The organism is Leclercia sp. GHBNCSD (assembly GCF_055805075.1).
In genome coordinates, this window is the sequence record NZ_JBQVYO010000001.1 from 1,318,569 (window position 1) to 1,341,355 (window position 22,787).

The following is a 22,787-nucleotide window of genomic DNA, read 5'->3' on the forward strand; positions in this document are numbered from 1 at the left end:
AATGGGCAAGTTAGCGTTAGCAGCAAAAATCACCCACGTTCCGTCGATGTATCTCTCTGAGATCCCCGGTAAAAACTTTGGCTGCCGTCAGGGGGCCATCGAGGGGCATAAAGAGATCGGCAGACGCTGCCGCGAGATGGGCGTCGATACCATTATCGTCTTCGACACCCACTGGCTGGTGAACAGCGCCTATCACATCAACTGTGCGGACCATTTTTCGGGCGTCTACACCAGCAATGAGCTGCCGCACTTTATCCGCGACATGACCTACGACTACGACGGCAACCCGGCGCTGGGCCAGCTGATTGCCGACGAGGCGGTGAAGCTTGGTGTGCGCGCCAAAGCGCACAACATTCCGAGCCTGAAGCTGGAGTACGGCACCCTGGTGCCGATGCGCTACATGAACGCCGACAAGCACTTCAAAGTGGTCTCCATCTCGGCCTTCTGCACGGTACATGACTTTGCCGACAGCCGCAGGCTGGGCGAAGCCATCCTGAGCGCCATCGAGAAATATGACGGCACCGTGGCGGTGCTTGCCAGCGGCTCGCTCTCACACCGCTTTATTGACGACCAGCGCGCCGAAGAGGGGATGAACAGCTACACCCGCGAGTTTGATCGCCAGATGGATGAGCGGGTGGTGAAGCTGTGGCGCGAAGGCCAGTTCAAAGAGTTCTGCAGCATGCTGCCGGAGTACGCCGACTACTGCTACGGCGAGGGCAATATGCACGACACGGTGATGCTGCTGGGCATGCTCGGCTGGGACAGATACGACGGCAAGGTGGAGTTTCTCACCGAGCTATTCCCCAGCTCCGGCACCGGTCAGGTTAACGCCGTTTTCCCTCTGCCCGCGTAAGGAGCCACCATGCCGCATTTTATCGCTGAATGTACCGACAACATCCGCGAGCAGGCCGACCTGCCGGGCCTGTTCGCCAAAGTCAACGAGGCGCTGGCCGCTACGGGCATCTTCCCCCTCGGCGGGATCCGCAGCCGCGCCCACTGGCTGGATACCTGGCAGATGGCAGACGGCAAGCAGGATTACGCCTTTGTGCATATGACGCTGAAGATCGGCGCCGGGCGCAGCCTGGAAAGCCGGGAAGAGGTGGGTGAAATGCTGTTTGCGCTGATCAAAGCGCATTTTGCCGACCTCATGGCCGCCCGCTATCTGGCGCTGTCGTTTGAGCTCGATGAACTGCACCCGACGCTCAATTACAAACAAAACAACGTACACGCGTTGTTTACGTAGCCGTCTTCTCGCCCGGTGGCGCTGCGCTTACCGGGCCTACAACGGCCCCGAACGTAGGCCGGGTAAGCGCAGCGCCACCCGGCAAACAGCAGCATCAATCGTAGGCCGGGTAAGCACAGCGCCACCCGGCAAACAGCAGCATCAACCGTAGGCCGGGTAAGCGTAGCGCCACCCGGCAATGCAATGCCACAGGATATCGCATGCTCGACAAACAGACCCACACCCTGATTGCCCATCGCCTGCATCAGGCGGAACAGACCCGGGAGCAGATCCGTGCGATCTCGCTGGATTACCCGCAGATCACCATTGACGACGCCTACGCCGTCCAGCGCGAATGGGTAAGCCTGAAAATCGCCGAAGGCCGCACCCTGAAAGGCCACAAGATCGGCCTTACTTCGAAGGCGATGCAGGCCAGCTCGCAGATCAGCGAGCCAGATTACGGCGCCCTGCTGGACGATATGTTCTTCCATGACGGCAGCGATATCCCCACCGATCGCTTTATCGTTCCGCGCATTGAGGTGGAGCTGGCCTTCGTGCTGGCGAAACCGCTGCGCGGCCCGAACTGCACGATATTCGATGTCTACAACGCCACGGATTACGTCATCCCCGCGCTGGAGCTGATCGACGCCCGCTGCCACAACATCGATCCGGAAACCCAGCGCCCGCGCAAGGTGTTCGACACCATCTCCGATAACGCCGCCAACGCGGGCGTGATCCTCGGCGGGCGCCCGATCCGCCCGGACGAGCTGGATCTGCGCTGGATCTCTGCCCTGCTCTATCGCAACGGCGTGATCGAAGAGACCGGCGTTGCCGCGGGCGTGCTCAACCACCCGGCCAACGGCGTGGCATGGCTGGCGAACAAGCTGGCCCCCTACGACGTACAGCTGGAACCCGGCCAGATCATCCTCGGCGGTTCGTTTACCCGTCCGGTGCCCGCCAGCAGAGGCGATACCTTCCACGTGGACTACGGCAACATGGGCTCCATCAGCTGCCGCTTTGTGTGAGGAGACGACCATGGAAAACGCATTCAAAGCGGCACTGCAAGCGGGCAAACCCCAGATCGGCTTATGGCTGGGGCTGACCAGCAGCTACAGCGCCGAACTGCTGGCGGGGGCAGGCTTCGACTGGCTGCTGATCGACGGTGAGCACGCCCCTAACAGCGTGCAGACCGTTCTCGCCCAGCTCCAGGCCATCGCCCCCTACCCCAGCCAGCCGGTGGTGCGCCCATCGTGGAACGATCCGGTGCAGATCAAACAGCTGCTGGATGTGGGGGCGCAAACCCTGCTGGTGCCGATGGTACAAAACGCCGACGAGGCGCGGCTAGCGGTGCGCGCAACCCGCTACCCGCCTGCGGGTATTCGCGGCGTCGGCAGCGCCCTGGCCCGGGCATCACGCTGGAACCGCATCCCGGATTACCTGCACCAGGCCAACGACGCTATGTGCGTGCTGGTACAGATTGAAACCCGCGAAGCGCTAAAAAACCTGCCGCAGATCCTGGATGTGGAGGGCGTCGACGGGGTGTTTATCGGCCCGGCGGATCTCAGCGCCGACATGGGCTTTGCCGGTAATCCGCAGCATCCGGAAGTACAGGCCGCCATTGAACAGGCCATCGCGCAGATCCGGGCGGCGGGCAAAGCGCCCGGCATCCTGATGGCGAACGAGCAGCTGGCCCGTCGCTATCTCGAACTCGGGGCGCTGTTTGTCGCCGTCGGCGTCGACACCACCCTGCTCGCCCGCAGCGCCGAAGCGCTGGCAGCCCGCTTTATCGATAACCCGGTTACGTCAGTTAATAACAATAAATCCGTCTACTGAACGATCTGGAGCGCACCATGACGACCTCTACCCTGCAAGATAATAAAGCCGTTGAACATCGCGTCATCAATAAGCTGTTCCGTCGTTTGATCGTGTTTCTCTTTATTCTCTTTGTCTTCTCGTTTCTCGATCGCATTAACATTGGCTTTGCCGGGCTGACGATGGGCAAAGATCTGGGCCTCACCTCCACCATGTTTGGCCTGGCCGCGACGCTCTTTTACGTCACCTACGTGCTGTGCGGGATCCCGAGCAATATCATGCTGGCGAAGATCGGCGCCCGGCGCTGGATCGCCGGGATCATGGTGGTGTGGGGGATCGCCTCCACCTGCACCATGTTCGCCACCAGCCCCGAAACCCTTTATGTCCTGCGCATGCTGGTGGGCATTGCCGAGGCTGGCTTCCTGCCGGGCATTCTGGTCTATCTCACCTGGTGGTTCCCGGCCTATCACCGCGCCCGCGCCAACGCGCTGTTTATGATCGCCATGCCGGTAACCATGATGCTCGGCTCTATTCTTTCCGGCTACATTCTGGCGATGGACGGCCTGTGGAACCTGAAGGGCTGGCAGTGGCTGTTCCTGCTGGAGGGGCTGCCTTCCGTGGTCCTCGGCGTGGTGACCTGGTTCTTTCTGAACGATACGCCGGATCAGGCGACCTGGCTGGACGACGAAGAGAAGCAGACCCTGAAAGCGATGATCGCCCGCGAGCAGGAAAACGCCATTGCACACGCCGCCACGCCGCGCTCGACGCTGCGCGAAGTGCTGACCCCGGCGGTGCTGCTCTACACCCTGGCCTACTTCTGCCTGACCAATACGCTGAGCGCGATCAACATCTGGACGCCGCAGATCCTGCAAAGCTTTAATACCGGCAGCAGCAATATCGTGATTGGCCTGCTGGCGGCGATCCCGCAGTTTTGTACCATCCTCGGGATGATCTGGTGGAGCCGTCGCTCCGACAGGCTGAAAGAGCGAAAAAAGCACACCATCCTGCCGTATCTCTTCGCAGCGGCGGGATGGATGCTGGCCTCGGCCACCGATCACAGCCTGATCCAGCTGCTTGGCATCATCATGGCCTCAACCGGATCGTTTACCGCCATGGCGATCTTCTGGACCACGCCAGATCAGGTTATTAGCCTGCAGTCCCGGGCGGTGGCGCTGGCGGTGATCAACGCCATCGGCAACGTCGGCTCCGCCGTCAGTCCGCTGCTGATTGGCATTCTGCGCGATGCCACCGGCAGCTTCAGCTCCGGGCTGTGGTTCGTGGCCGGGTTGCTGGTGGTGGGTGCGCTGGTGCTGACGCGTATTCCGATGACCCGGCAGGAGAGCCGTGCAAACGTGCCGGACATGGCGACGCAGAAGATCCATTGAGGAGCGGTTATGTGCCAGAGCCCGATTGCCAACATCGACATCAGCAAAGAGTACGACGAGAGCCTGGGTACGGACGATGTGCATTACCAGTCCTTTGCGCGTATGGCGGCCTTTTTTGGCCGCGATATGCAGGCCCATCGCCACGACCGCTATTTTCAGATGCACTTTCTGGATACCGGGCAGATTGAGCTGCAGCTGGACGATCACCGTTACTCGGTGCAGGCCCCGCTGTTTGTCCTGACGCCGCCCTCGGTGCCGCACGCGTTTTTCACCGAATCGGACAGCGACGGACACGTGCTGACGGTGCATGAAGATCTGATCTGGCCGCTGCTGGAAGTGCTCTACCCCGGCACCCGGGAGACCTTCGGGCTGCCGGGCATCTGCCTGTCGCTGGCCGATAAACCCGATGAGCTGGCGGCGCTTTCTCATTACTGGCGGCTGATTGAACGCGAATCCACCGCCCAGCTTCCCGGGCGGGAGCACACCCTGGCGCTGCTGGCGCAGGCGGTGTTTACCCTGCTGCTGCGCAACGCCCCGCTGGACGATCACGAGGCCTTCGGCATGCGCGGCGAACTGAAATTATTTCAGCGCTTTACTCAGCTGGTTGACGCGCACTTCCACCAGCACTGGACGGTGCCGGAATATGCCAGCGAACTGCACCTCACCGAATCGCGGCTGACTGACATCTGCCGCCGTTTCGCCAACCGGCCGCCGAAACGGCTCATCTTCGACCGCCAGTTGCGCGAAGCCAGGCGGCTGCTGGTCTTCTCCGACAGCGCCGTGAATGAGATTGCCTGGCAGCTGGGATTCAAAGACCCGGCCTATTTCGCGCGGTTTTTTAACCGCTTAGTAGGGTGTTCGCCAAGCAAGTATCGGGCACAGAAAGTGCCAGTGTCGTGAGTTTTGCCAGGGGGACGGTGGAGGTTGAAAACAGATGGCCTTGACATCTCACGCAGCGGGTAGTTTACTTTTTTAATTATAGTGACACCCTGAGTGAATCTATGTCATCAAAATTAAACTGGCTACTGCAAAACACCTCTCCTGGCAGCCTGGTTTTGCAGTCCTGGCTGACACGAAACGACATCTCACCCTCTCTGGCATTCAAATATGCGCAAAATGGTTGGTTAAATAAACTGCGTGCCGGCGTTTATGCACGCGCGGGGCGTGAACCGGACTGGAGCGATGCACTGGAATGTCTACAGAACCAGCTTGCTGCCCCTGTTTATCTGGCCGGACTAACCAGCTTGTCCTGGCAAGGCCGTTCTCATTATCTACAGCTTAACCAGAGTCAATGCTGGCTTAGCGCTGAAAACAAAACGCTGCTTCCAAAATGGTTCAAAGAATTTCCCGATGTTGACTGGCGAGTGGTATCAGGTCTGAAGCTTCCTCAACTGGACGAAAAGTACCGTACTGAGCTTGAGATAAAAGGAAAAAAATTAACAGCCAGCGGGCCAGAACTAGCAACTTACGAACTGTTAAGCGCAGTGCCTCAGGACATCTCATTTGAACACGCAGCCGAGCTTTTTCAGGGGCTGGTTAATCTTAACCCACGTAAAATAGAGAGTTTGCTTGTGCTCAGCCAGGCAGTTCAAACCAAGCGTCTGTATCTATTTTTCGCCAGTTTCTATGAGCATGCTTGGCTCAAACGCATTGATATCAGCAAAATTGACCTGGGATCGGGCAACCGACAAATCGTTGCCAATGGCAAGCTGAACACGCAATACCAGATCACCGTACCCGAAAATTTCAATCTGAAGGGAAGAAACTATGGATAGAACCTCCCCCTACCACCGCCAGGTCGCTTTGCTGGTGCGCGCACTACCCTATGTTGCCAACGAGTCCTGTTTTGCGCTCAAAGGTGGAACTGCGATCAATCTGTTTATTCACAATTTTCCCCGATTGTCAGTTGATATCGATCTTGCCTACATACCCCTGGAAAGCAGGGAGGTGGCTCTGCCCAATGTACGCGATGCACTCACCCGCATCGCTAATGAACTGGAGGCTCAATCGGGGATCAGCGCAGTGCTGCAAACGAATAATCCCGACGAGATGCGCATCATTGTCACCACTGACGATGCACAAATTAAAATTGAAGTTTCACCTGTCGCCCGGGGGAACGTTGTATCCCCCGCAAGAACGGGATGTCATGGAAACCGTAGAAGATGAATTTGGGTTTGCCGCGATCCCGGTCGTCTCACTCCCTGATTTGTATGGCGGCAAGTTATGCGCCGCGCTGGATCGTCAGCATCCCAGAGACTTTTACGATGTAAAAATGCTTCTTGATACACAAGGTATCGACCGCGCTATTTTCAATGGTTTTATCGCTTACCTGCTCAGCCATAATCGTCCTCTATCCGAGGTTCTTAGCCCGCGCTGGAAGGATATTACCGGGCCCTTTCAAAACGAATTTAACGGCATGACTATTCAGGATGTATCCCTTAAGGAGCTGGTTAACGTTCCGGAAAGAATGTTAAACGCGTTGAAAGAACATTTCACTCATCAGGATTTCGATTTTCTTATGTCCTTTAAACGTGGTGCTCCTGACTGGAATTTAGCGCCTGAAAGCCCAATTCAACATTTGCCAGCCGTTCAATGGAAATTGCGCAATATCAGCAGGATGTCAGAAGAAAAACGCGCTCAGTCACTGAAGAAACTGGAAAGGGTTCTGGAAAAGTGGATAAGCTAATTTATTAAGCGCCTTCTCCCGCTTGCGCTGCGCTTACCGGGGCTACGGATTGTAGGCCGGGTAAGCGCAGCACCACCCGGCAAAATCCACCCCGATCACAAATCTTGCACCTGTCTGAAAAGTACCCGTCGTTGACCCATTCGTCCCTTCACGACCCACCTCTCTCACGCTTCAATTAAACAACAAAAACAACACATAAATTTAACAACCATCTTCCGATACGAGGTCCCTATGAAACCTGAAGATTTCCGCGCAAGCACCCAGCGTCCGTTAACCGGCGAAGAGTATCTGAAAAGCCTGCAGGATGGCCGTGAGATCTACATCTATGGCGAGCGCGTGAAAGATGTGACCACCCATCCGGCGTTTCGCAATGCGGCGGCCTCGGTCGCGCAGCTCTACGATGCGCTGCACAAACCTGACATGCAGGACACGCTCTGCTGGAATACCGATACCGGCAGCGGCGGATACACCCATAAGTTTTTCCGCGTGGCGAAAAGTGCCAGCGACCTGCGCCAGCAGCGCGACGCCATTGCCGAGTGGTCGCGCCTGAGCTACGGCTGGATGGGACGCACCCCGGACTATAAAGCCGCCTTCGGCTGCGCGCTGGGGGCGAACCCGGCGTTTTATGGTCAGTTCGAACAGAACGCCCGCAACTGGTACACCCGTATTCAGGAAACCGGCCTCTACTTTAACCACGCCATCGTCAACCCACCGATCGATCGCCACAAACCGGCGGACGAGGTTAAAGATGTCTACATCAAGCTGGAGAAAGAGACCGACGCCGGGATCATCGTCAGCGGCGCGAAGGTGGTTGCCACCAACTCGGCGCTGACCCACTACAACATGATCGGTTTTGGCTCGGCCCAGGTGATGGGGGATAACCCCGACTTTGCCCTGATGTTTGTCGCCCCGATGGATGCCGAAGGGGTGAAGCTGATCTCCCGCGCGTCATACGAACTGGTGGCAGGCGCGACCGGCTCCCCTTACGACTACCCGCTCACCAGCCGTTTCGACGAGAACGATGCGATCCTGGTGATGGATAATGTGCTGATCCCGTGGGAAAACGTGCTCATCTACCGCGACTTTGACCGCTGCCGTCGCTGGACCATGGAAGGCGGTTTCGCCCGCATGTATCCGCTACAGGCGTGTGTACGTCTGGCGGTGAAGCTCGACTTCATCACCGGGCTGCTGAAGAAGTCACTTGAATGTACCGGCACCGCCGAGTTCCGCGGCGTGCAGGCCGACCTCGGCGAGGTGGTGGCCTGGCGCAACATGTTCTGGGCGCTGAGCGACTCCATGTGCTCGGAGGCCACACCGTGGGTGAATGGCGCGTACCTGCCGGACCACGCGGCGCTGCAAACCTACCGCGTGATGGCGCCGATGGCCTACGCGAAGATCAAAAATATCATTGAGCGTAACGTCACCAGCGGCCTGATCTACCTGCCGTCCAGCGCCCGCGACCTGAACAACCCGCAGATCGACAAATACCTGGCGAAATATGTGCGTGGCTCCAACGGTATGGACCACGTGGAGCGCATCAAGATTTTAAAACTGATGTGGGATGCCATCGGCAGCGAGTTTGGCGGTCGCCATGAGCTGTACGAGATCAACTACTCCGGTAGCCAGGATGAAATCCGCCTGCAGTGCCTGCGCCAGGCGCAGACCTCCGGCAACATGGACAAGATGATGGCGATGGTCGACCGCTGCCTGTCTGAATATGACCAGAACGGCTGGACGGTTCCGCACCTGCACAACAACACCGATATCAACCTGCTGGACAAGCTGCTGAAATAGGGCAGCGGGAGCTCAAGATGCAACATGATGAACAACGCCTGCGTTTTCGCGACGCGATGGCCAGCCTCTCTGCGGCGGTCAATGTGATTACCACCGATGGCGAAGCCGGACGCTGCGGCATCACCGCTACCGCCGTCTGCTCGGTAACGGATACGCCCCCCTCGGTGATGGTCTGCCTGAATGCCAGCAGCGCCATGAACCCGGTTTTCCAGGGTAACGGCAAGCTGTGCATCAACGTACTCAATCACGAACAGGAGCTGATGGCGCGCCATTTTGCCGGCATGACCGGCATGAGCATGGAGGAGCGGTTCACCCTCTCCTGCTGGCAAAAAGGTGTGCTGGCCCAGCCGGTATTAAAAGAGGCGCTGGCAAGCCTGGAAGGTGAGATCAGCCAGGTACAGGCCATCGGCACCCATCTGGTCTACCTGGTGGAGATTAAGAATATCCACCTGAGCCAGGAGGGACACGGCCTGATTTACTTTAAGCGCAGATTTCATCCGGTGTTAATTGAACAAGAAATGACCGTTTAATCCCCTTCGCCAGCCGAACTACCGGCTGGCGCTTATTTGTTTCTATTCACTGAAATATGAAACAATCACTGCCAGAAACTAATGCTGAATATAAGTTTTGGATCAACCCACCAGAGTTAATAGGCTTTCAGACTTTTCCCCTTTTTCCGGGCAAAATTCTTAAATTTGAAATGACACAAACTGCAAACTTATGTAATCTTCGCCACATAAAAACACTTTCATGAATAATAAAAAACGATTTAGTTGTTTACTGAATAGTTTTTTTATGGCAGCGCCCTAAAGCAAATCGCACACATTTTAACCGGAATTGTCCATTTCCGTGCGGTAGCCTACCCTTTTTTTGGATTTTCTTACTTAACACCTGCGTTTTTGTTGCTCCTGCACCTGCAAGATTTCTCAACTGCTTCGCTATTAAAATCAGTTAAATACCATCAAAGTTTTATTTCACATTCCAGTTATTGCATTGTTGGAAAATATTGATCTATGAAGAACGCAACTCGCCTTCTGGTGATTTCGCTCGCCCTCATGTTGAGCGGCTGTGCATATTCCCCGAAGCAGGTTGAAGCATCCCGACCGCTTGTGAATCAGACTGCTTCTACCGACCTCCAGGCTATGGCAGCCAATCTGCAACAACCTCTGAACACCCTGCCGCAGGGCGCCGCGCTCAGCGCCAATGGCAATACCTATATTCTGGGCCAGCGTTATGTCTCCGCCCTGGGGCTGGAATGCATAGAACTGCTGCGTAATCGCAACTACAACCAGTCGCAGCACGGTGTGACCTGTAAGAACGGTGATACCTGGTATCTGGTACCACAGCTGGAACAGGCTTCCGCCAGTAACCTGCTTGCCGTGCAATAATTTTGAAGAGAAATGTTGTGAAGATAACGAATTTTCGGCAATTGAGTGCCGTCCTGTTACTGGCCTGCGTCTCCTGCGCCTCTTTCGCCGCCCCCACCCAGCAAGAAGCCCAGGCATTTGGGATGAACACCCCGGCAGACAACGGCGATGGCCGACTGCAGCTTGGCGGCGAGCAAGCGATGAGCGGCCAGGCAAACACCTCCTCCACCACCGGGACTTTCGCACAGCAAAACCGCCAGGGCATGTTACTGCCGGGCGAGTCTGATGTGCGTAAATTACTGCCGCAGTCCGAGTCCGGCCTCCCCCCTCCATACGGTGCCAACCTGTTTGCCGGTGGTTATGAAACCGAGCGCAGCGACGGCTTAAACGATAATTACCTGATCGCCCCCGGCGATAAGCTGAATATCTGGATCTGGGGCGCAGTCAATTTTTCCAACGTCGTGACCGTCGATAATCAGGGCAATATTTTTATTCCCGATGTCGGGCCGATTAATGTCAAGAATGTGGCGGCCAGTAAGGTTAATAACCTGGTTACCAGCCATATCAGCGAAGTTTTCACCAATAACGTTAATGTTTACGTTAATTTACTTACCGCGACGCCGGTCAGTGTATATGTCACCGGACCCGTCATTCGTCCGGGACAATATGCCGGACAATCTTCCGACAGCGTTTTATATTTCCTGAAACGCGCTGGCGGCATCGACTCCGACCGCGGCAGCTATCGTCATATTAAAGTATTGCGCCAGAACCGCGTGATCCAGCAGATCGACCTGTATGAGTTTATGCAGCAGGGCAAAATGCCGAAGCTGTCCCTTAAAGATCAGGATGTGATTCTGGTTGAACCCCAGGGGCCGATGATCAACGTGGCGGGTAAAGTGCGTAACCCGTTCCGCTTCGAGCTGAAGAACAGCACCGCGCTCGGCTCAGAGCTGATCGACTACGCCCTGCCCCTCGCCAAGGTGAGCCACGTGGGCGTGATTGGCGATCGCGCCAGTGGCCCGTTCTCGGTCTATATGCCCTATAAAGATTTCGACCGCATTCAGCTGAGCGACGGCGATAAAGTGCTGTTCAACGACGACATGCATGCGCAGGTGTACGATGTGCAGGTGATGGGCAGCTATCGCGGGCCATCCTACTTCACCGTGCGTAAAGAGACCCGTCTGCACGATCTGCTGAACCACATCCCGATTGACCCGAACATGGCGGATTACGGCTCGATCTACATCATGCGTAAGAGCGTGGCCGCGCGGCAGAAAGAGATGCTGGAAGACTCCCTCAACCGCCTGGAGCGCAGCGTCTTTACCGCGCCTGCCAGTTCAGACGGTGAGGCCTCCATCCGCACCAAAGAGGCCGAGCTGGTGATGCGCTTTGTGGAAAAAGCCCGCAAGATCCAGCCGCTGGGTAAAGTGGTGGTGTCCGATAAGGGCGTGATCGCCAACATCCTGCTGGAACAGGGCGACCAGATTGTGATCCCGAACAAAACCGACCTGATTCAGGTGGGTGGCGAAGTGATGATGCCGCAGGCGGTGGTCTACAACAAAAACGCCAGTCTGGAAGACTACGTAGCCTGGGCGGGCGGCTATACCGACCGTGCGAACGACAAGCGCATTGCCGTGGTACATGCCAACGGGCTGATGGAGTTTAAAGACGGCGGTGATGTGATGCCGGGCGATCAGATTCTGGTCATGCCGAAAGTGGACAGCAAAATGATGCAGTCCATCAAGGACATCACCCAGGTCATCTATCAGGTTGCTGTGGCGGCCAACGTGGTCCTGAACTAACCCTCAATGCGGGCTCGCCCCCTCGCGGGCCCGTTCTGTGATATCGGCCTTCTTATGCTTAAACCTGTTCTCAACCAGACGCCCCGCAGCTCGTTTCAGGTGCTGAGGGATGTGACGTTTGGCCTGCTTATTCGTGAACTGAAAACGAGATTTGGCAGCTACCGGCTGGGGTATGCCTGGGCGCTGTTGGATCCGCTGTTGATGATTAGCGCGTTTAGTTTGATTTTTGGCATGCGCGGGCATAGCGGATTTGGTGGAGCTCCGGCACCACTGTTTATTACTGCAAGTTATCTGCCTTTCCTCTTTTTCAGGAATGTGGTCAGCAAACTGCAATCGGCTGTTAATGCCAATATGGGGCTTTTTTGCTATCGCCAGGTAACGCCCTTTGCAACATTTATTGCTCGCTTTATTCTTGAAGCCATCATTGGCCTTGTAGTCGGTTGCGTCCTGGTAATGGGATTACTGTGGTTAGGTTTTGATGCTATCCCAAATGACCCCTTACAAGTCATTATGATCTATTTCCTGTTAATGACGTTCTCATTTTCGCTAGGCATTATTTTTTGCGTAGCAATCAATCTGTTTAAAGAAGCAGATAAGTTCCTTAGCCTGATGATGATGCCGTTAATGTTCATCTCATGCGTCATGTATCCTCTTGCAACGGTGCCAGCACAATTTCAGCATTGGTTCATGTGGAATCCATTAGTGCATGCTGTGGAATTAATTCGTTCAGGCTGGATAGCTGGTTATATTAGTCCAGACGTTAGTTGGGTCTATTTATCCAGTTTAACGTTAGTGCTGCTAACATTTGCGATGAGTTGCTACCGTCTGAGCCATCGTCGTCTGATAGCCAGCTAGAACGAAAGATCATGATTATTCTAGATAACGTCTCGAAGTATTATCCCACCAAGTTTGGCCGCAATTATGTGTTGCGTGATGTGAGCATTACTCTTCCTCGGGATCGCAATATTGGTATTTTAGGTGCCAATGGGGCAGGTAAATCTACTTTACTGCGCCTGTTAGGAGGTATGGATATGCCCAGCAAAGGAACGGTGACGCGTCATTGTCGTGTCTCCTGGCCCCTTGCCCTTGGCGGAGGGTTCCAGGGAAGCATGACCGGACGAGAAAATACTCGCTTTGTTTGCCGTATCCATGGTGTGCGAGACACTCATGCTGTTGAAGAGTGGGTGAAAGAGTTTTCCGAGATAGGCCAACACTTCGAATTACCCATTAAAGCCTATTCCAGCGGTATGAAATCAAAATTCTCTTTTGCCGTGAGTATGGCTTTTGACTTTGATATCTACCTTACTGATGAGATCACTTCGGTGGGGGACGCCCGCTTTAAACAAAAATGCATCGATGTATTTACGCAAAAACGCGAGACCGCGAGCTTGATAATGGTATCGCACGATATGAAGAATTTACGTCAACAATGCGATATGGGGCTAGTACTTCGCAACAGCACCCTTGAGATGTTCGACAATATTGAAGATGCCATCCGTATTTATCAAAACTTATAACAAGCAAAAATTATGACCCAACCAATCCGCTCTAATAAACCCTCCGGTTTAATGCGCAAACTGAACAAACTAAAAACTAAGCCCAAGCATTTTATTGTTGATTCGAGCGGTTTCAAGCTTGCTCATCGCTCCTGGAAAAAGAGTCTTCGACTCGGTAGCTTTTTATGGGTCGTAGCATGTTTTATTATCGCAGCGTTTTATTTTTGTGTCATTGCTTCAGATCGCTATGTCAGCCGGGCAGAGTTAGTAGTCAAACAAGCTGACCAAATAAAAATGCTGCCCGATACCCTTTCGATGCTAGGACTGGGTGGCAGTAATCATGAGGACGTGCTCTTAATCCAGGATTATCTTAAGTCTCCGGATTTACTTGATAAATTAGATAAACAACTGGGCCTGAAAGCTCATTATCAAGGTCATAAAATAGACTATTTTTCCCGGCTACCAACTAATGTGAGTCGTGAAGATTTTCTGAAATATTACCGTGAGCATCTGGCGTTACGTTTGGACGATTTATCCGGTGTGTTAACAATTGAGTTGCAAGCGTTTGATCCAGTCTATGGTCAGCGTGTGGTCGGCCTGATGCTGAAGGAGTCAGAAGGATTCATCAACAAGCTGGGGCATCAGGTTGCTCTGGAACAGCTATCATTTGTTGAAAAAGAGGTCGACCGCGCCTATCAACGAGTACAGAATGAAAAAGCGAAAGTCTTAGAATTCCAGAACAATCATCACCTTATTAGCCCTGAATCAACCAGCAGTGCCCGCCTTGGCGTTGTCAGCCAGATAGAGGCTCAACTGGCACAGCAGCAGGCTCAGTTAAAACAATTACAAAGCTATATGAAAGTAACCGCACCTGCGGTTGTTTCTGTGCAGGCTAGAGTGGATGCATTAACCGAGCAATTAGCTCAAGAGCAAAGACGGCTTACCGGCACGGACAAAGATGCAATGAATGAAGTTACTGCTCGTTACATGGACGTGCAGACCCAAGCAACTCTGGCGGCAGACCTCTACAAAAGTGGTCTTATCAGCTTAGAGCAGGCCAGAGTTGAAGCATATCGTAAACTTAAGCACTTACTAGTAGTAAGCCAGCCTACTCTGGCAGAAGATGCTGAATACCCGCGTCGTCTATATAACCTGGCGACGATAGGCGTTCTTCTTTGCCTCTTATATGGCCTTATCGTGATGGGCGTTGCTACCTTACGAGAACATCAAGATTAAAATATAATAATTCACGAGACAAATTCAGGTTAATTATTTGCATCCAGTAAAATACGCTGTAACACATTTATCTGTAGCCGCTGAATTACATAAAATATCAATCAATATGAGCATGTTGATATAATTAGATGCGTTTATAACCATAGCCTTAAAAGCTAAAGCGGTAATGATATCAATGTTATTAATGTCAATAAGCCATCATTAATAATGAAAATAAGGATTTTGGGTGAGAATATACATATCTGGCATCCAGGATAACAGTATTCCTGATTGCGCAAATTATAATGCAAATTATATTCCGAATGAAGAGTTCATAGCTTCTTTAGGAAATTCTAATGGAAATGATTTTTTCATATGGGCTTATCAGGCACCTTGGGGAAATAAAGGTGATATGAGTCTGGATAAGTTAAATAAGTGGAATAATGATCAACTCGCTATTCTTTCAATTGTTAAGAAATTAAAAAAGAATGTTATATTATTTGATGAGAATCGGTTACCTTCTACATACATCCTGAGTAGCATATCAGATCAAAACTGTAACGAGCAATTTGAAGAAGGTGCGCAGTCAACTCAAAATGAATTGGACGCACTATATACTGGGTTATTATCTGTATGGGGTAAAAAATATCTTAATACTTTAGAGCGACTCGATAAGTCTCCTTTAAATTTCAATAAAAAGATAGTACAGAACAAAAACAAAATTTCATCAAGTAGTGAACAACTAGAATTATGGTTGCAATTTATTAAAGAATCGCTTGAGAATCAAACAAGCGTTAAAATTCTAAAAAAAGATTTGAACAAAAGATTTATTGAATTAGCAAAGTTAACGACATTTCAAGAAGAAAAAGCCAAAGTTTATGAACTTGAATTAAATAGACTAAACGATGAAATTAATGAACTAAAATCACAAAAGGAATCAAAAAATAGCGACTTAAATCTAACTCAAGAACAAACATTAAACATAGAAATAGAAGAAAAAAATAATCATATTGATTCATTAAGTAAGGAAATCTCTCTACTAAAAGAGACAATTCAAAACTCCAATAAAAAAATTGACACCTTGACAAAAGAACTTAATGAGTGCAAACAATCCCTTAATAATCGATACAATGAACTAGCTGTGATAACAGGTATGTTAGAGCAAACTAAAAGGGAGAATCTGAAACATAAAGAAGATTTGAAGTTGCATACGTATAAAGCCCTAAGCAATAAAGATAATCTTTCATGGAAAATGAGATCTCCTTTGAAAGGTATTCGTAATACATTTGGGTCTAAAAAGAAAAAAGCTCAACTAATTAAAAAATCAATTGAACTAATTAAGCAGTCTCCTTTTTTTGATGAAAAATGGTATCTGGAACAAAACTTAGATGTTCAGGAATCGAAAATCGATCCTGCCCGCCATTATTATTTATTTGGTGGATTTGAAAATAGAGACCCGTCATCTCGCTTTTCTAGCCAAGGTTATTTAGATTTATATTCGGATGTTAGAGAAAGCGGAATGAATCCTCTTGAGCATTATATTCGCTTTGGCGAGAGTGAACAAAGAAGCATAAAAAGCGGAAAATATCTTAAAAATTAATGGAATGGGCATAATATGTTAGTACAAGAACATATAAATTTAATCCAAGGTTCAGGATTATTCGATTCTGACTGGTACAGAAACGAATACCCAGATGTTGCGATAACTGGGTTATCTCCGCTTGAGCACTTTGTAAAATACGGACTTTATCTCGGTAGAAACCCAGGACCTAACTTCGATAATGATTTTTATTTAGGCCAAAATCCTGATGTAAAAAAAGCCGGAGTACATCCATTAGTTCACTATATCAAGTATGGGATTGATGAAGGAAGGACCCCTATACAATTCACTCTCAGTGCAACTGATTGCGCTATAAGGATTGATATAATTGTTCCTGTATATAATGCATTAAGCGATGTTAAGCAATGCCTTAAGTCATTGAAAGAAAAACAGGACGGTTATGCTGTCAGAACTATTGTCGTTAACGATGGTTCTGATGAAGAGACAACACTTTGGTTAAGAGAATTCTGTAGAGAAAATAATGATTTTGAATTACATGAACATCCTGTAAATCGTGGTTATACACAAGCTGTTAACACGGGCTTACGCGTTTCAAATGCTCCCTATGTAATTACTCAAAATAGTGATACGATCGCTACGAATGGTTGGTTACGTGGGCTTATTCGTTGTATAAATTCTTCTCATAAAATTGGCATTGCTGGTCCTCTTTCTAATGCTGCAAGCTGGCAAAATGTTCCTGAGCTATATGATGAAAACAGACAGTTTGCGATAAACGAAATACCTAATAATTTATCACCAGATGAAATGGCAACAATAGTTGCTAAAGCTTCAAAAAAATATTACCCAAGACTACCATTCGTCAACGGCTTCTGCTTTATGATAAAAAGGGAGGTTATTGATAAAATAGGTTTTATGGACGAGGAAAATTTCCCTATTGGATATGGGGAGGAAAACGATTTTTGCATTCGTGCAGCAGATGCTGGCTATGAGTTAGCAATTGCAGATGATACTTATGTATTCCACGCCAAATCAAAAAGTTTTGGTCATACTCGAAGATCTAAGCTTTCAAAGCAAGGCAGCGAAAATTTAAATAAAAAACATGGCGCTGAAAAATTTAAATCTTTGGTTGAAAAAATAAAAGATACGAAATCGCTTGATCGTGTCAGGCAACATATTTCAGATCTATTATTAGAAAATAAATCGCCCATCGTTCGTAATCAAACTGGCATGATGTCCATGAAAATACTCTTCCTTTTACCAGTAAAAGGCGGGAGCGGTGGTGCTCATTCGGTAGTTCAAGAAGTTACTGAAATGATTAGATTAGGTATCGATGCCAAGATTGCTGTTCGTGAAAATGATTTGGCTAATCTAATAGAATTATATAAAGATATTAAGTATGCTAATGAAATTTTCGTAGGCTTTAATAATGATAACATTATTAAAGTTAGTGAAAACTATGATGTAGTAGTGGCTACCATTTTTAATTCTGTACATCTGCTTCAGAAAATCATTGACATTAATCCTCATATTTTACCTGCTTACTATGCGCAGGATTATGAACCAATGTTTTTCCCAAAAAACAGTGACAATTGGAAAATCGCTTGTGATTCATATTCATTAATTCCTAATGCTCTTGTCTTTGCCAAAACTCATTGGATTGCTGATAAGATTCAACATGAACATGGAATTAAAGTACACAAAGTATCTCCTAGTATCGATCACGAAACATATAAACCAGCCGTTAAAATCGATGATGGCCTAATCCATATATCCGCAATGATTAGGCCACAAACGCCCCGTCGTGGTGCAGAAAGAACCATGCGATTATTCTCTCGATTAGCTAAATCACACCCAGGTAAACTTGCTTTTGATATTTTTGGGTGTGAAAGCGATGATGAACGTTTTAAATCCCTTGTCCAGGATTTCAATTTTAATAATAGCGGGATATTAAGCAGACCTGACGTAGCGGCATTATTGTCGAAAAGCGATATTTTTGTAGATCTTTCTGATTATCAAGCCTTCGGTCGTACAGCATTAGAAGCAATGGCATGTGGTGCGACCGCTATGGTACCCATTCATGGTGGAACTGATGAATATGCCCTGAATGACATCAACGCTCTCGTCGTAGATAGCTTTGATGAAGAATTATGTTTCGCAAAGCTAGATGCTTTAGTAAGAGATGCTAATAATATTAAAGCAATGCAGTCACGAAGCCTTCTGACTGCTGCGAATTATTCAGTTCATCAAGCCGCAATTACTGAGTTGTGTTTATTTAATAATGCATTATCTAAGCATAGAACCGAAAACCCTAAAAAAAATAAACCGACGCTGTTTATAATGCCCGAGAAACGAGTTGATGGAACTCCTACTGATAGCGGTTATATGCGTATTATATTGCCTTATGCGCATAAAACAGTTTTACGTAATTGGTCAATAGTAGAAATAAAAGATAATCAATTACCAGAACCAATTGTCTCTTCCTCTGTGGTTATCCAGCGTCATGCTGGTAAACTTACTATTTCTCAACTCGAAAACTGGTTGGTTCGGTGGCGCGCCGCAGGAGGAAAATTAATCTATGATATTGATGATAATTTACTGGATGAAAATGTATTAAATGCTCTTGAAAATAACTGTGACGTTACTTCATTAATAAATAAAGTTCGCTGGCTTGCAAAAAATGCCGATAGAGTCATTGTACCAACAGTTGAATTAGAAAGTATATTTAAGGAATATAACCAACATACATATCTTTCCCCGACTCGTCTGGATAATGACTTATGGCGAATAGGAAAACCACGTTTAACTGGAAAAGGTGTTTTTCAAAAAAACCCTCAGGGACCGGTTAAAATTGGTTATATAGGTAAACCTCATAACATCGAAGAACTATCTCTAATTTCCGATGCTATGCTGGAGATACAAAAAAAATATGGTGATAAAGTTGAAATCGAAATTATTGGCGCAGCTCAACTTACAAAACCATTATTCGGAAAAAGAGTGGGTTTACCAAAACGTAATGATTATCCAAATTTTGTCGACTGGTTACACCGCAGAGTCAATTGGGATATAGGACTATTACCACTTACTAAAGAATCTAAGGGCGACCTTTTTTTAAAAATTTTTGAATATTCAGCATTAGGCTTAACAACAGTAATTTCTAAGAACGAGAATCATCCAAACTTACATAAATATCAAGATGGTCTAATATTTGTTGAAAATGAAACCTCTGCATGGACGCATGCCCTTTCTAAACTCATAGACGACGAACTACTTAGAAAGAAAATACACACTAAAAATTATGAACACCTTACAAATATCTGTAAAACACCAGCTTCATATGAATTCCTTAATTAAACCTATACACTGAAGCCTCAAATATATATTTAATTGCAACATGATAATACAAAATAGTGAAATTAGCATGAAAAACATAAAGAAATTAGCCATTGGAATAATTAACTTTAATAGATCGGATATCCTTGAACAACTTTTGGAATCTATAAAGGAAAGTGACCTTTCAGAAGTTGATTTAATTGTTGCTGATGATGGAAGCACAGACTCATCTATTGATGTATGTAAAAAACTCGGCGTTAACTATATTACCGGGGTTAATTCCGGAATCGCTTGGAATAAAAACAGAGCACTTTATTATCTTCTTAACATGTCAACTTCCAATAATATTCTCTTGATAGAGAATGATTGTTTAATAGTTGATGATCAGTGGATTTCGACATGGGCTTCTGCGATTGAACAATGGGGTCACATCAACTGCCTTCATCCTTCGACCTATCAAGAACTATTACAAAACAACTGTTCCAAAGATATAATTTCTGGTTCAGGTAGCGTTTTCAATCCTTATTTGTCCCTGAAGATCAGTGGGATTTGTATAGGTTCAAGAAGAGATGCTCTTAATCAGGTCGGATACCTTGATACCAGATTTAAAGGATATGGACATGAACATTCTGAATGGACATTACGTTTCAGACGTATTGGAATGGGATTCAAAACTTCTTATTTAAATGATCAGAGTATAAAGGCCAACATTATGATATCAGGTGGTATCACGGCTAAAGACATTATTTCTTCCAGTGATAAATCTAACAAAGAAGCTAACCGAAAAGTAATGGATGAGTGTAAAGCAGATACTACATACAGGCATCCTTGGCGCGATGATTCAGAAAGATTAAAATTGTTAAATGAGTTTGAAAGTGCTGTCGCGAGAGCAAGAGGTCACGCTATTATATGAAAATAGCCATTTCTGGTACTGGCTATGTTGGTCTTTCTAATGCTGTTCTTCTGGCCCAACAACATAATGTTGTAGCTTTGGATGTTATTGCAGAAAAAGTTGTAAGGATTAATCAACGCCAATCCCCAATAGCAGATAAAGAACTCGAAGACTACTTAGCCAACAAGTCTCTTAATCTGCGGGCTACGCTGGACAAAGTCGAAGCCTATCAGGATGCCGAGTTTGTCATTATCGCTACGCCGACTGATTACGATCCTAAGACGAATTACTTCAATACCAGTACCGTCGAAGCCGTCATTCGCGATGTGATGAGCATTAACCCGCAGGCAGTCATGGTCATCAAGTCCACCATCCCGGTGGGCTTTACCGAACGCATGCGCCAGGAGTTTGGCACCGAAAATTTGATCTTCTCTCCTGAGTTCCTGCGTGAAGGCCGTGCTCTGTATGACAACCTGTATCCATCACGTATTGTCGTGGGTGAGTGCAGCGAACGCGCGCAGCGTTTTGCCGATCTGCTGAAAGAAGGTGCCATTAAGCAGGATGTGCAGGTGCTGTTAACCGGCAGTACCGAAGCCGAGGCGATCAAGCTTTTTGCTAATACCTACCTCGCCATGCGCGTTGCCTATTTCAACGAGCTTGATACCTACGCTCAGTCGCATGGGTTAGATAGCCGTCAGATTATCGAAGGCATTGGTCTGGACCCGCGTATTGGCACGCACTATAACAATCCTTCGTTTGGCTATGGCGGTTACTGTCTGCCTAAAGACACCAAACAGCTGTTAGCCAACTATCAAGAAGTGCCAAACAATCTGATCCGCGCTATCGTCGATGCGAATACCACCCGTAAGGATTTTATTGCCGACAGCGTGATTGCCCGCAAGCCTAAGGTTGTAGGTATTCACCGTCTGGTCATGAAGGCCGGTTCCGATAACTTCCGCTCCTCCGCTATCCAGGGGATCATGAAGCGGATTAAAGCTAAAGGGATCGAAGTCGTCGTCTTTGAACCAACCATCAAAGAGGATAGCTTCTTTCATTCCCGGGTTATTCGTGACCTCGGTGAATTTAAGGCCATCAGCGATGTGATTCTTTGCAACCGGATGGCTCGCGAGCTAGCGGATGTGGAAGACAAAGTCTACACACGCGATCTGTTTGGTTCAGATTAAAATGCACAAGGAAAGAGGGGTAATCCCCTCTTTATTAGCAATGGACACAGGCAATACTGTTCCCGTTATTTGACTGAGAATGCATTTTGAAATTATTTGTCGCCGCAATTATTAAAAACGAAATGGATGCCCTGCTTGAGTGGATTGCATACCACAGGGTCGTAGGGGTAAGCGGATTTATTATTGCGGATAATGGCAGTAATGATGGTTCGCGTGCTTTTCTTGATGGGCTGGAAAAACTGGGCATCGTAACCGTGCTGGATTTTCCTGATGTCGAGGGGCAAAAGCCGCAGTTACCCGCTTACGAACGTATTTTACGCACTTGCAGCACAGATATCGATTTACTGGCCTTTATTGATGCCGACGAATTCCTGGTACCACTCGATCCTGAACAAAGCATTGCCGCCAGTCTGGACAAATGGTTTAGCGATCCCTCTGTCACTGCTGTCGCTCTGAACTGGTCGAACTTTGGCTCAAACGGGGAATTGTTTGCTGAAGAGGGTTTAGTGACCGAACGCTTCACCCAGCGTGCCCCTCAGCAGTTTAATGCCAATAAGAATTTCAAGAGCATCGTCAGGCCCAACAGCGCGATTCACTTTAACAATCCTCATCACGCAGAACTGCGCTATGGTCGCTATATCGATACACAGGGCAACGATCTGGTCTTACATCCAAAACACGGCAGCGGCGTCAGCGAGGAAGTCATCTGGGGAGAGATGCGGGTTAACCACTATGTGGTCAAATCCCTGGAAGAGTTCCTGCTCGGTAAGCATCTACGCGGCAGTGCCGCCACGGCCAGGCGCGTAAAACACAAAGCCTATTTCAAAGCCCACGATCGCAACGACGAAACCTGCCTGCTGGCGGCGGCTCTGGCCCCTAAAGTCAAAGCAGAAATGGCAGCAATACAGGCGCAACTGGATGCCTTACCCGCAGAAGAGAGTCCACAGAAAAGCGACTCCTGGCTGGCGACCCGCGTTAAAAAGTTAATCGGCTAATCTACGTTTTTTATTTCGACAGGAGTCAGAAGCGGGCTTCACCCGC

The 22,787-nt window shown here is 49.0% G+C and carries 19 protein-coding genes and 1 pseudogene; all 20 read left to right on the forward strand.

The genetic code is table 11. The annotated features are described in order from the left end of the window. Position 1 precedes the first annotated feature (1 nt). The 20 genes and pseudogenes from hpaD to ACT3IC_RS06575 all read left to right on the forward strand — a co-directional run bounded on the left by hpaD (position 2) and on the right by ACT3IC_RS06575 (position 22,741). A complete protein-coding gene (gene hpaD, locus ACT3IC_RS06480) occupies positions 2–853 on the forward strand; it encodes a 3,4-dihydroxyphenylacetate 2,3-dioxygenase (RefSeq protein ID WP_180209944.1) in 852 nt (283 codons plus the stop codon). A 9-nt stretch (positions 854–862) separates the two neighbouring features. Next, a complete protein-coding gene (locus tag ACT3IC_RS06485; RefSeq protein ID WP_269776061.1) occupies positions 863–1,243 on the forward strand; it encodes a 5-carboxymethyl-2-hydroxymuconate Delta-isomerase in 381 nt (126 codons plus the stop codon). Between the two features lie 200 nt (positions 1,244–1,443). Further along, a complete protein-coding gene (gene hpaH / locus ACT3IC_RS06490; protein ID WP_313228286.1) occupies positions 1,444–2,247 on the forward strand; it encodes a 2-oxo-hept-4-ene-1,7-dioate hydratase in 804 nt (267 codons plus the stop codon). A 10-nt stretch (positions 2,248–2,257) separates the two neighbouring features. Continuing rightward, a complete protein-coding gene (hpaI, locus tag ACT3IC_RS06495; protein WP_313228264.1) occupies positions 2,258–3,055 on the forward strand; it encodes a 4-hydroxy-2-oxoheptanedioate aldolase in 798 nt (265 codons plus the stop codon). Positions 3,056–3,072: 17 nt separating this feature from the next. Then, positions 3,073–4,419: a 4-hydroxyphenylacetate permease gene (gene hpaX, locus ACT3IC_RS06500; protein ID WP_473476738.1), complete on the forward strand. Its 1,347-nt coding sequence runs from the start codon at positions 3,073–3,075 to the stop codon at positions 4,417–4,419. A 9-nt stretch (positions 4,420–4,428) separates the two neighbouring features. Further along, entirely contained in the window at positions 4,429–5,319 is an 891-nt protein-coding gene (gene hpaA / locus ACT3IC_RS06505; protein ID WP_473476740.1) for a 4-hydroxyphenylacetate catabolism regulatory protein HpaA, read from the forward strand. Positions 5,320–5,420: 101 nt separating this feature from the next. Further along, positions 5,421–6,194, forward strand: a complete 774-nt coding sequence (locus ACT3IC_RS06510) for a type IV toxin-antitoxin system AbiEi family antitoxin (protein WP_103178139.1) — start codon at positions 5,421–5,423, stop codon at positions 6,192–6,194. Continuing rightward, positions 6,187–7,105: pseudogene (locus ACT3IC_RS06515) on the forward strand (nucleotidyl transferase AbiEii/AbiGii toxin family protein). The gene ACT3IC_RS06510 and the pseudogene ACT3IC_RS06515 overlap by 8 nt, the downstream one beginning before the upstream one ends. 231 nt (positions 7,106–7,336) lie before the next feature. After that, complete coding sequence (gene hpaB / locus ACT3IC_RS06520; protein WP_039030502.1) at positions 7,337–8,899, forward strand: 4-hydroxyphenylacetate 3-monooxygenase, oxygenase component; 1,563 nt, start codon at positions 7,337–7,339, stop codon at positions 8,897–8,899. Positions 8,900–8,916: 17 nt separating this feature from the next. After that, entirely contained in the window at positions 8,917–9,429 is a 513-nt protein-coding gene (locus ACT3IC_RS06525) for a 4-hydroxyphenylacetate 3-monooxygenase reductase subunit (RefSeq protein ID WP_103178136.1), read from the forward strand. A 483-nt stretch (positions 9,430–9,912) separates the two neighbouring features. Continuing rightward, positions 9,913–10,287, forward strand: coding sequence for a hypothetical protein (locus ACT3IC_RS06530; RefSeq protein ID WP_032180729.1), 375 nt, complete (start codon positions 9,913–9,915; stop codon positions 10,285–10,287). Positions 10,288–10,304: 17 nt separating this feature from the next. Continuing rightward, positions 10,305–12,068, forward strand: coding sequence for a polysaccharide biosynthesis/export family protein (locus ACT3IC_RS06535; protein ID WP_016240555.1), 1,764 nt, complete (start codon positions 10,305–10,307; stop codon positions 12,066–12,068). Positions 12,069–12,179: 111 nt separating this feature from the next. Further along, positions 12,180–12,923, forward strand: a complete 744-nt coding sequence (locus tag ACT3IC_RS06540) for an ABC transporter permease (protein ID WP_473476745.1) — start codon at positions 12,180–12,182, stop codon at positions 12,921–12,923. An 11-nt stretch (positions 12,924–12,934) separates the two neighbouring features. After that, positions 12,935–13,585 carry an ATP-binding cassette domain-containing protein gene (locus tag ACT3IC_RS06545; RefSeq protein ID WP_180209934.1) on the forward strand — a complete coding sequence of 217 codons (651 nt, stop codon included), beginning with the start codon at positions 12,935–12,937 and terminating at the stop codon, positions 13,583–13,585. A gap of 12 nt (positions 13,586–13,597) precedes the next feature. Continuing rightward, positions 13,598–14,800 carry a sugar transporter gene (locus ACT3IC_RS06550; RefSeq protein ID WP_473476749.1) on the forward strand — a complete coding sequence of 401 codons (1,203 nt, stop codon included), beginning with the start codon at positions 13,598–13,600 and terminating at the stop codon, positions 14,798–14,800. A gap of 226 nt (positions 14,801–15,026) precedes the next feature. Then, the gene (locus tag ACT3IC_RS06555; protein ID WP_473476751.1) at positions 15,027–16,379 is read left to right on the forward strand and encodes a hypothetical protein; all 1,353 of its coding nucleotides are present in this window, start codon (positions 15,027–15,029) and stop codon (positions 16,377–16,379) included. A gap of 15 nt (positions 16,380–16,394) precedes the next feature. After that, positions 16,395–19,691, forward strand: coding sequence for a glycosyltransferase (locus tag ACT3IC_RS06560; RefSeq protein ID WP_473476754.1), 3,297 nt, complete (start codon positions 16,395–16,397; stop codon positions 19,689–19,691). A 67-nt stretch (positions 19,692–19,758) separates the two neighbouring features. Continuing rightward, positions 19,759–20,583 carry a glycosyltransferase family 2 protein gene (locus ACT3IC_RS06565; protein ID WP_473476757.1) on the forward strand — a complete coding sequence of 275 codons (825 nt, stop codon included), beginning with the start codon at positions 19,759–19,761 and terminating at the stop codon, positions 20,581–20,583. Beyond that, the gene (locus ACT3IC_RS06570) at positions 20,580–21,746 is read left to right on the forward strand and encodes a nucleotide sugar dehydrogenase (protein ID WP_473476759.1); all 1,167 of its coding nucleotides are present in this window, start codon (positions 20,580–20,582) and stop codon (positions 21,744–21,746) included. Before ACT3IC_RS06565 ends, ACT3IC_RS06570 begins: the two co-directional genes overlap by 4 nt. Positions 21,747–21,832: 86 nt before the next feature. Beyond that, entirely contained in the window at positions 21,833–22,741 is a 909-nt protein-coding gene (locus ACT3IC_RS06575) for a glycosyltransferase family 2 protein (RefSeq protein WP_473476762.1), read from the forward strand. The last annotated feature ends 46 nt before the right edge of the window (positions 22,742–22,787 follow it).

Bases quoted from the DNA above. Each gene is read 5' to 3' on its own strand.
- ACT3IC_RS06485 (WP_269776061.1), top strand. From the start codon at position 863: ATGCCGCATTTTATCGCTGAATGTACCGACAACATCCGCGAGCAGGCC.
- ACT3IC_RS06510 (WP_103178139.1), top strand. From the start codon at position 5,421: ATGTCATCAAAATTAAACTGGCTACTGCAAAACACCTCTCCTGGCAGC.
- hpaX (WP_473476738.1), top strand. From the start codon at position 3,073: ATGACGACCTCTACCCTGCAAGATAATAAAGCCGTTGAACATCGCGTC.
- ACT3IC_RS06550 (WP_473476749.1), top strand. From the start codon at position 13,598: ATGACCCAACCAATCCGCTCTAATAAACCCTCCGGTTTAATGCGCAAA.
- hpaA (WP_473476740.1), top strand. From the start codon at position 4,429: ATGTGCCAGAGCCCGATTGCCAACATCGACATCAGCAAAGAGTACGAC.
- hpaB (WP_039030502.1), top strand. From the start codon at position 7,337: ATGAAACCTGAAGATTTCCGCGCAAGCACCCAGCGTCCGTTAACCGGC.
- ACT3IC_RS06565 (WP_473476757.1), top strand. From the start codon at position 19,759: ATGAAAAACATAAAGAAATTAGCCATTGGAATAATTAACTTTAATAGA.
- ACT3IC_RS06570 (WP_473476759.1), top strand. From the start codon at position 20,580: ATGAAAATAGCCATTTCTGGTACTGGCTATGTTGGTCTTTCTAATGCT.
- hpaH (WP_313228286.1), top strand. From the start codon at position 1,444: ATGCTCGACAAACAGACCCACACCCTGATTGCCCATCGCCTGCATCAG.
- hpaD (WP_180209944.1), top strand. From the start codon at position 2: ATGGGCAAGTTAGCGTTAGCAGCAAAAATCACCCACGTTCCGTCGATG.
- ACT3IC_RS06560 (WP_473476754.1), top strand. From the start codon at position 16,395: ATGTTAGTACAAGAACATATAAATTTAATCCAAGGTTCAGGATTATTC.
- ACT3IC_RS06525 (WP_103178136.1), top strand. From the start codon at position 8,917: ATGCAACATGATGAACAACGCCTGCGTTTTCGCGACGCGATGGCCAGC.
- ACT3IC_RS06530 (WP_032180729.1), top strand. From the start codon at position 9,913: ATGAAGAACGCAACTCGCCTTCTGGTGATTTCGCTCGCCCTCATGTTG.
- hpaI (WP_313228264.1), top strand. From the start codon at position 2,258: ATGGAAAACGCATTCAAAGCGGCACTGCAAGCGGGCAAACCCCAGATC.
- ACT3IC_RS06545 (WP_180209934.1), top strand. From the start codon at position 12,935: ATGATTATTCTAGATAACGTCTCGAAGTATTATCCCACCAAGTTTGGC.